Origin of the sequence: Silanimonas sp., from assembly GCF_044377035.1 — a bacterium.
GTDB lineage: Bacteria > Pseudomonadota > Gammaproteobacteria > Xanthomonadales > Xanthomonadaceae > Silanimonas.
Genome location: NZ_JBILJW010000001.1, coordinates 160,726 through 173,531, shown reverse-complemented (window position 1 = coordinate 173,531; position 12,806 = coordinate 160,726). Strand labels below are relative to the sequence as shown.

Genomic DNA, 12,806 nt, shown 5'->3' with positions numbered 1-12,806 from the left:
CCATGGCGAATTCCCGCAGCTACCTGGACATCGCACTGGGCTCGATCGAGGTGTTCACCGACGACGGCAAGCTCGACCTCGAGGAGTTGAACTTCCTGTTGGGCCTCGCGTTGCGCGACGGCGTGGTCGACGAGGACGAGAAGCGCGTGCTGGCCAACGTGTTCCGGCGCGCCGAGCAGGGCGAACTCCGTCCCACCGTGCGCGCGCGCATCGCCGAGGTGCGTGCGAAGCACGGCGTACCGGCGTGATGCACCGCGCGGCGCTCGCCATCGCCCTGCTGGCCGGCATCGCCGGTCCAGCGGGCGCGCAGGAGCGTCCCGAAGCAACCTGCAAAGACGACGTCGAAACCGCGCTCCGCAAGGCCTTGGCCGCCGACGCGAATGCCCGGCGCGCTGCGTCGGGAACCCGGTTGCAGCTGGATTGCATCGCCGTGCCCGGCGATGCCAAGGGGGCGGTGCACGCCATTGGCAGCTTCCGCGACGATGCGACGCGCTCCTACACCGAGGGCGGCGACGGCGAGGGCTATGCCTTCGTCCTCGCCACACTGGACGGCGCGGGCCACTTGCGCCACCACGTCGTGGCGACGGCCATCGAGGACGCGATGACGTTGTTCCACGGCGGTGAGTTCACGCTCGACACCACCTTCGATGGCATCGCGCCCGGCGGCGGCGTGATCGGCGTGGCCGTCAGCCAGACGGCCCCGGGCGCGAGCGCTCCGGACAATCGCTGGGGTGACGAGTACGCGCTGTTCGTGCCGGACGGTCGCGGTTTCCGCCGCGTGCTCGGGCTGGCGCGCTATCGGCAGGAAGCGATCGAGGGCTGCGTCAACGTGCAGTGCCAGGGCGCCCGCTGGACCAACACCGCCGCCACCCTTGCCGTTGGCGAGGTTTCAGACGACGGCTGGCGACGTCTCGTGATGCGGCTTGATGCGGACGAGTTCGCTGTCGAGCCGGCGGTGGCGCAGTCGGCGCCGACCTCGACGACGCTCAAGCTGGTGCATCGCGACGGCACCTATCGCCAGGAGGACGGCAGCCCACCGCCCGGCAGTGAGTACTTCCTGCTGGTGCCTTGGTGACGACGGGCCTCGTCCCCCTACCCCAAGGTCCCGGTGCATACGTTTGCAGCTGAAACCACCGGGGGCGGATAATCCCGGCTTTCCTCCCCGGGACCTTCCCATGTCGGACATCGTCATCCTCGGCGCCAAGCGCACCGCCCTCGGCGCTCTTCTCGGTCAGTTCACCGGGGTGCCCACGCCCACGCTCGGCGCCGCCGCCATCAAGGGCGCGCTGGAACAGAGCGGCGTCGCGGCCGAGACCGTCTCCGAAGTGATCATGGGCTGCGTCCTGCCGGCCGGCCTCGGCCAAGCCCCGGCGCGGCAGGCCATGCTGGCCGCGGGCATCCCCGCCGCCGCCGGTGCCACGACCATCAACAAGGTCTGCGGTTCGGGCATGAAGGCCGTGATGCTGGGCGCCGACCTGATCAAGGCGGGCTCGGCCGACGTCATCGTGGCGGGCGGCATGGAGAGCATGACCAACGCCCCGCACCTGCTGAACGGTTCGCGCACCGGCATTCGCTTTGGCAGCGCCGAGATGCTCGACCACATGGCGTGGGACGGCCTCACCAACCCCTACGACAAGCAGCCTATGGGCGGCTTCGGCGAGCTCTGCGCGAGCAAGTACACCTTCACCCGCGAGGAGCAGGATGCGTTCGCTGCGGAGTCGGTGCGCCGCGCCCAGACCGCGCAGGCCGAGGGCAAGTTCAAGGCGGAGATCGTCCCGGTGATCGTGGCCGGCAAGAAGGGCGACACCGCCATCGACCAAGACGAGCAGCCGGGCCGCTGCAACATCGAGAAGATCCCGACGCTGAAGCCCGCCTTCAAGAAGGACGGCACGATCACTGCTGCGGCCTCCTCGTCGATCAACGATGGCGCCGCCGCACTGGTGCTGGCCTCGGCCGCCAAGGCCCAGGCCCTCGGCGCCAAGCCGCTGGCCCGCGTCGTGGCGCACGCCACGCACTCGCAGGCGCCGGAGTGGTTCACCACGGCCCCGGTGGGCGCCATCCAGAAGGTGCTGGACAAGGCCGGCTGGACGGTCGATTCGGTCGATCTGTTCGAGGTCAACGAAGCGTTCGCCGTCGTCGCGATGGCGCCGATGCGCGAGCTCGGCATCCCCCACGGGAAGCTCAACATCCATGGCGGCGCCTGCGCGCTCGGCCATCCGATCGGCGCCTCGGGCGCCCGCCTGATCGTGACCCTGCTGAACGCGCTGGCCCAGACCGGCGGCAAGCGCGGCGTCGCGGCACTCTGCATTGGCGGCGGCGAGGCCACGGCGGTAGCGATCGAGCTCGGCTGATCCCGTGACTTTCGGGGGTGGCGCCCCTCCGGTCAAAAAGGGACGGTCAAGGGCTTGACTACGGTCGGGTTCTTGTCATGATGAACACAACGTGCGCGGATGAATGCGCACGTTTTTCTTACTAACTACCCGTGTAGACGAGGACTCAATCCATGTCGCTGAACAAGTCGCTGCTCGCCCTGGCCGTTGCCCTGGCGCTGACCGCCTGCTCGAAGCCGGCTGAAGAAGCCGCCCCGGCCGCCGAGGCCGCTCCGGCTGCTGACGCCGCCGCCGCTGTTGACGCTGCTGCCACCGACGCTGCCGCCACCGTCGACGCCGCTGCCACCGACGCCGCCGCTACGGTTGACGCCGCTGCGACCGACGCCGCCGCCACCGTTGACGCCGCCGCTACCGACGCTGCTGCCACCGTCGACGCCGCTGCCACCGACGCCGCTGCCGCCGTCGAAGGCGCTGCTGCCGACGCCGCTGCTGCCGTCGAGCCGGCCGCTGAAGAAGCCCCGGCCGAAGAGACCCCGGCCCAGTAATTCGGGCTGCGAGTCCCTCGCTCTGAAACCGCCGGGCTTGCCCGGCGGTTTTTTTTGTGTGCGACGCGGAGTTGTCATGCAAGTGCGGTTTGCTACCGCGCCATGAATACGAAAACATTGATCAACACCGCCGTCATCAATTCGACGACGAAGGGCGGCAAGGGATGGGCGGACCGGCTCTTTGCCCACTGGTTCAACCGCTTGGTGTATGCCCAGATCTGGGAAGACCCGGTCGTCGACCTGAAGGCGCTTGAGCTCCGGCCCGGCGCGGAGATCCTCTGCATCTCCTCCGGCGGCTGCAACGCGTTGGCCTACCTCACCGCCGACCCGGCGGCCGTGCACGTGGTGGACCTCAACGCCCACCACCTCGGACTGCTTCAGCTCAAGCGTGCCGCATTGGCCGGGCTTCCCGACCATGCCGAGGTGCTGGCGTTCCTCGCCGATGCCGCGCAACCGTCCAACACGCAGCGCTACCGCGAGCACGTTGCCCCGCGACTGGATGAGGGCCTGCGCCAATACTGGGAGGCCCCGGACCTGCTCGGACGCCCCCGCCACAGCATGTTCACCCGCCACGCCTACCGGCACGGCCTGCTCGGCCGCTTCATCGGCTTCTCGCATGGCCTCGCCCGGCTGCTCGGCGGCAATCTCTCGGCGATGGTCGAGGCCAAGACGCCCGAAGAGCAGGCCGAGCGCTTCCAACGCCATGTCGCCCCCCTGTTCCGGCTGCCGGTTCTGCACTGGCTGTCGCGCCAGCCGGCGGCGCTCTACAGCCTCGGCATCCCACCGGCGCAGTTCGACGCATTGAAGGCCGACGCCGACGCCGAAGGCCTGTCCCTCGCGGGTCTGTTCGAAGAACGGATGCGCCACCTCGCCTGCGATTTCCCCTACGAAAGCAACTGCTTCGCGGCCCAGGCGTTCGCGCGCCGATACGATCCCCAACGCGACGCGCAGCTGCCGATGTACCTGCAGGCCAGCCATTACCCGATGGTGAAGGCGCGCGTTGATCGCCTGCACGCTCACCACCAGACTCTGACGCAGTTCCTCTTGGGCCGTGATTCGGCGTCAATGGACGCGTACCTCTTCCTCGACTCGCAGGATTGGATGGACGATGCGCAGCTCATTGCCCTGTGGTCGGAAGTCACCCGCACGGCGCGGCCGGGTGCACGCGTCGTGTTCCGGACCGGTGGGCGGGAGTCCCAGCTCGAAAACCGGCTGCCCGCCGAGCTGATCGCGCATTGGCGCACCGACCGCGACCGCAATCGCGCGCTGTACGCCGAGGATCGTTCGGCGATCTACGGCGGCGTGCACGTCTACGAAAAAATCCGTTGAGGCTGGAATCGCGCGACGCGCCACTGCCGGCGTCGGCATGGCTGGCCGACGAGCCCGGTCCGGTCTCCGGATGGGTCGCCAACGTGGACGCCATCGCGCATGTCGTGCACGCCGGCGGCCTGAGGGTACCCGTCCTCGTCGACGGGCCCGCAGCCTCCAGCAACAGCTACGTCGCCGGCGCGCGATCCGCCTGGCTGGATTACGCGCTCGATGAACTCATCGACGGCCGGCGCCCGGCCCGATTCGCAGCGCTGCCGCTGCGTGCCACCCTCGGGGGCATGCTCCGGGCCGCGGGCTTCCATCGTTGCGCATGGTTCGACAACCCACTTTTTTCGACCCAGTTGCCCGCCCCCGGGCTGGCGGGCGCCGTCCCTGCCCTCGAGGCCTGGGCTGCGGCGTCCGCGCCCGGCCGGCTGCGCCTGTGGCGCAATGTCTGCGGCGCCGTCGATGGCGGACTCTCCGAGACCCTGGTGCGGCAGGGATGGCAGATGCTGCCGGCGAGGCAGGTCTATCTCTGCGATCCCGACGATTCGTCGCTCTGGAAGCGCAACCACGTGCGACGCGACCAAAAGCTGATGAAGGATCCCGAGGTCTCCTGGGTCACGCATGAGGCCTTGCGCGAAAGCGACCTGCCGGCCCTGCGGCGCTGCTTCCGAGCGGTCTTCATCGACAAGCATTCGGCGTGGAACCCGGACTTCACCGCCGCGTTCTTCGAGCGACAGCGCCTGCATGGTCCCTTGGAGTTCGTCGCCCTGCGCTGGAACGGGGCGCTGGTGGGCGTCCTCGGCCTGTACGCCCAAGCGGGCTGGCTGACCACGCCGCTCATCGGCTACGACACCACAGCACCGGCGTCACTCGGCTTGTACCGCCGATTGATGGCACGACTGCTGTTCGAAGCTCGGGAGCGAGGCCTCCGCCTCCACTACAGCTCCGGCGCGGGGGAGTTCAAGCGGAACCGCGGCGGCGAGCCCGTGCTGGAGTACACCGCGGCGGACGCCCGCGGCCTCGCCCCCGGGCAACGACACGCCTTTGCCGTCGTCGCGCGGGGGCTTCGGAGCGCCGCGCCGGCCATCCTCCAGCGCTTCGGCTGAGGCCGGGGACACGGGAGCGAGCCGCGGCGCTACCATCGCGGTCTATCGTCGAGACTCCTGCCCCCTCCATGCCCCAGCTGCACAGCCAGATCGATCCGCGATCGCCGGATTTCCTCGCCAACGCCGACGCACTGAAGGCCAATGTCAGCGAACTCGACCAGCGCCTCGCGCGCGCGGCCGAGGGCGGCGGGGAGAAGGCCCGGACGAAACACACGGAGCGCGGCAAGCTGCTGCCCCGCGAGCGCATCGAAGCCCTGCTCGACCCGGGCTCGCCCTTCCTCGAGATCGCGCCCTTGGCCGCCGAAGGCCTTTACGACGGCGCCGCACCGGCCGCCGGGATGATCTGCGGCATCGGCAACGTGCACGGCCAGCAGGTCGTCGTCGTCGCCAATGATGCGACGGTCAAGGGTGGCACCTACTTCCCGATGACGGTGAAGAAGCACCTCCGCGCGCAGGAAGTTGCCCTCGAGAACCGCCTTCCCTGCGTGTACCTCGTCGATTCCGGCGGCGCCTTCCTACCGCTTCAGGACGAGGTGTTCCCGGACAAGGAGCACTTCGGCCGCATCTTCTACAACCAGGCGCGCATGAGCGGCCTCGGCATCCCGCAGGTGGCGGTGGTGATGGGCAGCTGTACGGCCGGCGGCGCCTATGTGCCGGCGATGTGCGACGAGTCGATCATCGTCAAGGAGCAGGGCACGATCTTCCTCGGCGGCCCGCCGCTGGTGAAGGCCGCGACCGGCGAAGTCGTCGATGCCGAAGCGCTCGGCGGCGCCGACGTGCACACGCGCATTTCCGGCGTGGCCGACCACTACGCCGAGGACGACCGCCACGCGCTCGCCATCGCCCGTGACGTGCTGGCCCATCTGAATCGCAAGAAGGCGCCCAACGTCGCCACGCAGCCCCCGCGCGAGCCGATGTATCCGGCCGAGCAGCTCTACGGCGTCGTGCCCAAGGACACCCGCAAGCCCTTCGACATCCGCGAGGTCATCGCGCGCCTCGTCGACGGCAGCGAGTTCCAGGAGTTCAAGGCGCGCTACGGCACCACGCTGGTGTGCGGCTTCGCCCACCTGCACGGCTATCCCGTCGGCATCGTCGCCAACAACGGCATCCTGTTCGCGGAGAGCGCGCTGAAGGGCGCGCACTTCATCGAGCTGTGCAACCAGCGCAACATCCCGCTGGTGTTTCTGCAGAACATCACCGGCTTCATGGTGGGCCGGAAGTACGAAAACGCCGGCATCGCGAAGGACGGCGCCAAGATGGTGACGGCCGTGGCCTGCTCGCACGTGCCGAAGTTCACCGTGGTCATCGGCGGCAGCTTCGGCGCCGGCAACTACGCGATGTGCGGCCGCGCCTACGGCGCGCGCTTCCTGTGGATGTGGCCGAACGCGCGCATCTCGGTGATGGGCGGCGAACAGGCCGCCAGCGTGCTCGCCACGGTGAAGCGTGATGGACTCGAGGCTGCCGGCAAGGCGTGGAGCGCCGACGAGGAAGAGGCCTTCAAGGCACCGATCCGCGAGCAATACGAGACCCAGGGCAGCCCGTATTACGCTACGGCGCGCCTGTGGGACGACGGCATCATCGACCCCGCCGACACCCGCCGCGTTCTGGGCCTCGCGCTGTCGGCCGCGCTGAACGCGCCGATCGAACGTACCACGACGACCGAGCAGCGCTACGGCGTGTTCCGCATGTAATCGCTCCCGCGCCTCCCTTTCCCACTTCCCCACGCCCCCCGCTCAAGGACGATCGGTTTCCATGATTGTCGGTATCGACCTCGGCACCACCCATTCCCTCATCGGCGCATTCGTCGATGGCAACCCGAAACTCTTTCCGAATGCGCACGGCGATCTCCTGACGCCTTCGGCGATCAGCGTCGACGACAGCGGCACGCTTCTCGTGGGCAAGCCGGCGAAAGATCGCCTGATCAGCCACCCGACACGGAGCGTGGCCAGCTTCAAGCGCTGGATGGGCAGCAAACGCGAAACCACGCTCGGAAAGCGGGCATATCGGCCCGAGGAGCTGTCGGCGCTGGTGATCCGCTCGCTGCTCGACGATGCCGAGGCAGCACTCGGCGCCCGGCCGACCGAAGCCGTTATCAGCGTGCCGGCCTACTTCGGCGACGCGCAACGGCGCGCCACGCGCCGCGCCGGAGAACTGGCCGGGGTGAAGGTGGAGCGGCTGATCAACGAACCCACGGCGGCCGCATTGGCCTACGGCCTGGCGGAGAAACTCGACGACGCCCACGTCCTCGTGCTGGATCTCGGCGGCGGGACCTTCGACGTCTCGATCCTGGAACTGTTCGACGGCGTGGTGAAGGTGCATGCCAGCGCCGGCGACAACTTCCTCGGCGGCGATGACTTCACCGAGGCGCTGGAGCAGCATTTCCTCGTGGAAACCGGCGCGCTCCGGACCACGCTGCCTGCCGGCGACGCGAGCCTGCTGCGGCAGCGCGCGGAAGTCGCGAAGCGCCAGCTCTGCGCCGGCCAACCGGCCCAGATCGCCCTGACGCTGGGCGGCCGGGAATACGCCGTCACGCTCGACATCGACCGCTTCGACGAGGTGATCTCGCCGCTGGTGGCGCGAATGCGCGCGCCGATCGAACGCGCGATCCGCGATGCGGGCCTGCGCGGCCCCCACCTCGCGGAGATCGTGATGGTGGGCGGCGCCTCGCGGATGCCGCAGCTTTCGCGCCTCGCCGCGCGTCTGCTGGGCAGGCTGCCGCTGCGCCACGTCGCGCCCGACGAAGCCATCGCCCACGGCGCCTGCGTGGCGGCTGGCCTCAAGGGGCGCGACCAAACGCTCGAGGAGATCGTCCTCACCGACGTCTGCCCGCACTCGCTCGGCGTGGCCATCAGCATGGACCTCGGCAATGGCGTGCGCAGCGACGGCCATTTCGACCCGATCATCGAGCGCAACAGCACGGTGCCGGTGAGCCGCGTTCGCGAGTACACCCCGGTGCATGCGCACCAGTCGACGGTGAAACTGCACGTCTTCCAAGGGGAAAACCCCCGCGTCGAGCACAACATCGCCCTCGGCGCCCTCGACATCCCCCTGCCACCGGGCAACCCCGAAGAGCGCGGTGTCGATGTGCGGTTCACCTACGACATCAACGGTGTCCTGCAGGTCGAGGCCAAGGTGCAGAAGTCGGGAGTCGTTCGCGAACTGGTCATCGTGCAGGACGGTTCCGGCCTCGACGACGCCGAAGTGAAGGCGAGGCTGGCCGAGTTGGCGGCGCTGAAGGTGCATCCGCGCGACGAGCAACCCAACATCGCGATCATCGCGCGCGCCGAACGCCTCTTCGCTGAAGCGCTGGGCGAAGACCGCAAGCAGCTGCAGGGAATGATCGTGCAGTTCCAGTCGGCGTTGTTGACGCAGGACCGCGACCTCGTCGCGGCGCACCGCGCCTCCTTCGAGGAGGCGCTCGACGCCTTCGACGCGCGGCTGCACCGATGAGCGCGACGCCTTGGGACATCCTTGCCATCGGCGACGACGCTGATGCGAAGGCGATCAAGCGTGCTTACGCGCGCGCCCTGAAGACCACGAGACCCGACGAGGATCCGATCGGCTTCCAGCGGCTGAACGACGCCTACGAGTGGGCATTGGGCGCAGCAAAGCACCGCGAGCGCGAGGCGGAACAGAAAGCGCCAACCGCCGAGGCAAAGCCGGCCGCCGGCGATAGCGCCAACGACGCGCCGCCCGAGCTTGGGCGCCTGATCGATCCTCCCTCGCCCGAGGCGCCGCCGGCGGAGATGGAACGAGGTTTCGACTTCACGGCCTTTTTTGATGATTTGGCGCCAAGGCTGACCCACGAACGCCCGGAAGACCTCCGCCGTTGGCTCGACGACCATCCAGACCTGTTTTCGGTCGACCTGAAGTGGGCACTTATCCCTTTCGTCGCCGAAGCATTGTCGAATCGAATCCACCAGCTGCGAACAAGCCGAGAACATGTCGACACTGTTTTTGACTTCTTCGGGATAGACGCGAAGCTCCAGCTGCACCCAGCCATCATCGATCGCGTTCGGGAAATCGAGTACAGCCTCCAGTTCCCCGCTGCGCCGGAGCTCGAGATGCCGAGCGACGAGCAGATGGCGAGTGCCCGAGAAGCCGCCGCCAAAATCGCTCTGGACCAGCTTCTTTCCGCCATCGAGGCCCAATCGCGCGGCGAACCGCATATGGAGGGACGCGTTCACCTACCGGCTTGGCATTTTCTTCGGACGCGGTTGCCAGGGGTGCCTTCGCTCCTTTGGCTCGCGTTGCCGCGGAATCTAAAGAAAACCTTGGAGTTGCTTGATCGCCTCGAGTCAACCCAAAGCCCTCAAGTCAACTTCCTTGTGGCGCCAGAGACGCAAGCTTGGCTTCGATCAATCAGTAACGACAGCCGCCTTACGATTCCAGGGCTGGCGTTCCATGCGACTCGTGGAGCGGCCTGGGCTTTGCCTTTCGCGGCGATCGTTTACCTGATGATCGAGCATTCACTACAACTCTTCGGCAGGCACGTGCCGGCGCCGATCTCGCTCTCCATCGTATTCATCGCACTTTGGACGGCCGGCGTGGCAATGATTGATTGCTGGACACTGCTCATCCGCGCAATGCGAACGTGCATATCGGCTGTTGTGCGATGGTCCGACCGTTTGGAGAACGACTCCCGCACGCCTGCGGCACATCGCATCAGTCAGTGGACCCTGCTTGGCTCCTCGGTCTGGATGAGCATCGATCCCAATGCTGAGGGAGCCGCCTGTCTCGCATACATCGGCGTCGCGCTGCTCACCACGCAGCGACTCCTTGGATCCACTGCCGCCGTCGTTCTACTGTCGTTCGCCATGGTGGCGGTGGTGAGGATTGTTTTCGCGATAGTTGTTCCCGAGCTCTGTGTCCTTTTCGCCTGTTGGATCGTCTGGTTAGCGTACGTTGCGGGCGACCGTGCCGCACTCCGGAGTGGCGACCTTTGGGAACGTAACCAGTATCGCGCCACGATTAGAATTGAGCCCGCCGGTCTGCTGCTTTCCTCGATTGCCTGCGCGCTCGTCGGCTGCATCGCAATGATGGTGCCGGGCTAAGCCTTCACGCGGAGGTCCAAGGGGCAATCAACGCCACTTCACTGCCCGTTTCGGCACTTGGGGGGGCAGCCACCACAACCGTTCGATGCAACACGCAGTGGCGCGATCCAGCGCCCTGCCCGCTTCACCCAAGCGGGCCTCCCCTCGCGCACGAGCGGCACGGCCATCGCAACGCGAAGCCGACGGCTCAGTCCCGGCGCGCGATCGTGCAGCACGAAGGCCGCGGCGGCCAGCACGACAACGCCAACAACGAACTCCTGCAGCATCAGCCCGCCCCCATCGCGACGGCGAGCTGGTACGCGATCAGTGTCGCGCCGTACGCCAGTGCGAACAGGTAGGCCGTGGCGATGCCGGTCTGGCGCCAGCTGTTGGTCTCGCGCTTGATCGTGGCCAGGGTGCTGATGCACTGCGGCGCATAGATGAACCACACCAGCAGCGCGATCGCCGTGGCCAGCGACCAGTCGTTCGCGATCAGCGGCGCCAGCGCACCGGCTTGGTCGTCGCTGACGGCGGAAATGGCGTAGACCGTGGCCAGCGCCGAGACCGCCACCTCACGCGCGGCCATGGCCGGGATCAGCGCGATGCAGATCTGCCAGGTGAAGCCGAGCGGTGCGAACAGCGGCACGATGGCGTGGCCGATCATGCCGGCGAAGCTGTGGTCGATGGCGGCCCCGGTGGCGCCGTCGGGCGGCGCCGGGTAGCTGGCGAGGAACCACAGCAGCACCGTGAGGGCGAGCAGGATGCCACCCACGCGCTTCAGGAAGATCGCCGCGCGCTCGTAGAGGCCGATGGCGACGTCGCGCGGGTTCGGCCATCGATAGGCGGGAAGCTCCAGCAGAAGCGCGTGCTCGCGGGTGTCGCGGCGCCAGCGCTTCATCACCCACGACACGGCGAGCGCCGAGAGGATGCCCGCGGCGTACAGCGCGAAGAGCACGAGGCCCTGCAGGTTGAACACGCCCAGCACGTCGCGCTGCGGGATGAAGGCACCGATGAGCAGCGCATACACCGGCAGGCGCGCGGAGCAGGTCATCAGCGGCGCGACCAGGATGGTGGCGAGGCGGTCGCGCGGGTCCTGGATGCTGCGCGTGGCCATGATGCCGGGCACGGCGCAGGCGAAGCTCGACAGCAGCGGGATGAAGCTGCGGCCGGAGAGCCCGACGCCCGCCATCACGCGATCGAGCAGGAAGGCCGCTCGCGGCAGGTAGCCGCTCTCCTCGAGCGCGAGGATGAAGAGGAAGAGGATCAGGATCTGCGGCAGGAACACCACCACGCCGCCGAGCCCGGCGATGAGGCCATCGACGACGAGGCTCTTCAGCGGCCCGGCCGGCATCCACGCGGCGACCGTAGCGCCCAGCCACGCGGTGGCGGACTCGATGCCGGCCATCAGCGGTTCGGCCCACGCATACACGGCCTGGAACATCAGGAACATCACGACGGCGAGCAGCACGAAGCCGAGCACCGGATGCAGCGCGATGCGGTCGAGCCGGTCTTCGACCGTGAGCGCGGCGGGCGGCAGCCGCACGGCGGCATCAAGCAAGCGATGCACTTCCGCATGCAGGGCCTCGGCGTCGGGCATCGCGTTCGCCGCGGCGGCCGGTGGCAGGCGGGCCTTGCCGGCGTCGATGGCGGCCAGCAGCGCATCCGCACCGCCGCGCTGCACGGCGACGGTGGGAACCACGGGCACGCCGAGTTCCGCGGAAAGGCGCGCGATGTCGATGGCGATGCCGCGCCGTTCGGCGGCATCGACGAGGTTCAGCACCACCAGCATCGGCTTGCCCAGCGCCTTCAGCTCCAGAACGAAGCGCAAGTGCAGGCGCAGGTTGGTGGCATCGACCACGCAGAGCAGCAGGTCGGGCGCGGGCTCACCGGGATAGAAGCCGCGCAGCAGGTCGCGGGTTACCGCTTCGTCGAGGCTGGCGGCCTGCAGGCTGTAAGCGCCGGGGAGGTCGAGGATGGCGAGTTCACGGCCGGAGGCGAGCCGCGCGCGGCCCTCCTTGCGCTCGACGGTGACGCCGGCGTAGTTCGCCACCTTCTGCCGACTGCCGGTGATGCGGTTGAACAGCGCGGTCTTGCCGCAGTTGGGGTTGCCGACGAGCGCGGCTCGCATCACGGCGTCGCCCCGGCTTCCGGAACCAGCTGCACGCGGGCGGCTTCGACGCGACGCAACGCGAAGCGCGTGCCGGCGATCTGCACCAGCAGCGGATCACCGCCGAAGGGGCCGCGCGTCACCACGCGCACCGGCTCTCCGGCGACGAAGCCGAGTTCGCGGAGGCGCCGGGCGATGGCATCGTTGGCCTGCACATCGTGGACGGCGGCGACGGTGGCGGTGCTGCCGGGCGGCAAATCGAGAAGGGTCACGAGCGGGTCCTTGAGAACCGTTCTCATTATAGACATTTCCCTCACAGGGAGCCGACCCCGCCGCGAGCGTCGGGGAGGCAGGCGCAGTCGCTAGAATCG

General features: G+C 68.2%; 12 protein-coding genes. 9 read left to right on the top strand and 3 right to left on the bottom strand.

Translation table 11 applies throughout. The features are described from left to right. Positions 1-2: 2 nt before the first annotated feature. From ACIQ6S_RS00840 to ACIQ6S_RS00800, 9 genes are all read left to right on the top strand, one after another. Complete coding sequence (locus ACIQ6S_RS00840; RefSeq protein ID WP_397606683.1) at positions 3-248, top strand: hypothetical protein; 246 nt, start codon at positions 3-5, stop codon at positions 246-248. After that, positions 245-1,075: a hypothetical protein gene (locus tag ACIQ6S_RS00835; RefSeq protein ID WP_397606682.1), complete on the top strand. Its 831-nt coding sequence runs from the start codon at positions 245-247 to the stop codon at positions 1,073-1,075. Before ACIQ6S_RS00840 ends, ACIQ6S_RS00835 begins: the two co-directional genes overlap by 4 nt. A 100-nt stretch (positions 1,076-1,175) precedes the next feature. After that, positions 1,176-2,351: a thiolase family protein gene (locus tag ACIQ6S_RS00830; RefSeq protein WP_397606681.1), complete on the top strand. Its 1,176-nt coding sequence runs from the start codon at positions 1,176-1,178 to the stop codon at positions 2,349-2,351. Between the two features lie 152 nt (positions 2,352-2,503). Beyond that, the gene (locus tag ACIQ6S_RS00825) at positions 2,504-2,875 is read left to right on the top strand and encodes a hypothetical protein (RefSeq protein WP_397606680.1); all 372 of its coding nucleotides are present in this window, start codon (positions 2,504-2,506) and stop codon (positions 2,873-2,875) included. A gap of 102 nt (positions 2,876-2,977) precedes the next feature. Continuing rightward, the gene (locus ACIQ6S_RS00820) at positions 2,978-4,204 is read left to right on the top strand and encodes a DUF3419 family protein (protein WP_397606679.1); all 1,227 of its coding nucleotides are present in this window, start codon (positions 2,978-2,980) and stop codon (positions 4,202-4,204) included. Then, the gene (locus tag ACIQ6S_RS00815) at positions 4,201-5,295 is read left to right on the top strand and encodes a GNAT family N-acetyltransferase (protein ID WP_397606678.1); all 1,095 of its coding nucleotides are present in this window, start codon (positions 4,201-4,203) and stop codon (positions 5,293-5,295) included. The genes ACIQ6S_RS00820 and ACIQ6S_RS00815 overlap by 4 nt, the downstream gene beginning before the upstream one ends. A gap of 68 nt (positions 5,296-5,363) precedes the next feature. Continuing rightward, the gene (locus ACIQ6S_RS00810) at positions 5,364-6,986 is read left to right on the top strand and encodes a carboxyl transferase domain-containing protein (protein WP_397606677.1); all 1,623 of its coding nucleotides are present in this window, start codon (positions 5,364-5,366) and stop codon (positions 6,984-6,986) included. Positions 6,987-7,047: 61 nt separating this feature from the next. Continuing rightward, positions 7,048-8,745, top strand: coding sequence for an Hsp70 family protein (locus tag ACIQ6S_RS00805; protein ID WP_397606676.1), 1,698 nt, complete (start codon positions 7,048-7,050; stop codon positions 8,743-8,745). Next, the gene (locus ACIQ6S_RS00800; protein ID WP_397606675.1) at positions 8,742-10,349 is read left to right on the top strand and encodes a hypothetical protein; all 1,608 of its coding nucleotides are present in this window, start codon (positions 8,742-8,744) and stop codon (positions 10,347-10,349) included. Before ACIQ6S_RS00805 ends, ACIQ6S_RS00800 begins: the two co-directional genes overlap by 4 nt. Before the next feature lie 38 nt (positions 10,350-10,387). On the opposite strand, the gene ACIQ6S_RS00795 is transcribed toward ACIQ6S_RS00800, so the two are convergent. Genes ACIQ6S_RS00795 through ACIQ6S_RS00785 form a run of 3 tightly spaced genes read right to left on the bottom strand, consistent with a single transcriptional unit; the run spans position 10,388 to position 12,707 of the window. Then, entirely contained in the window at positions 10,388-10,615 is a 228-nt protein-coding gene (locus ACIQ6S_RS00795) for a DUF6587 family protein (RefSeq protein ID WP_397606674.1), read from the bottom strand. Further along, entirely contained in the window at positions 10,615-12,456 is a 1,842-nt protein-coding gene (locus ACIQ6S_RS00790) for a ferrous iron transporter B (protein WP_397606673.1), read from the bottom strand. Before ACIQ6S_RS00790 ends, ACIQ6S_RS00795 begins: the two co-directional genes overlap by 1 nt. Further along, positions 12,456-12,707 carry a ferrous iron transport protein A gene (locus ACIQ6S_RS00785; protein ID WP_397606672.1) on the bottom strand — a complete coding sequence of 84 codons (252 nt, stop codon included), beginning with the start codon at positions 12,705-12,707 and terminating at the stop codon, positions 12,456-12,458. Before ACIQ6S_RS00785 ends, ACIQ6S_RS00790 begins: the two co-directional genes overlap by 1 nt. Positions 12,708-12,806 lie beyond the last annotated feature (99 nt).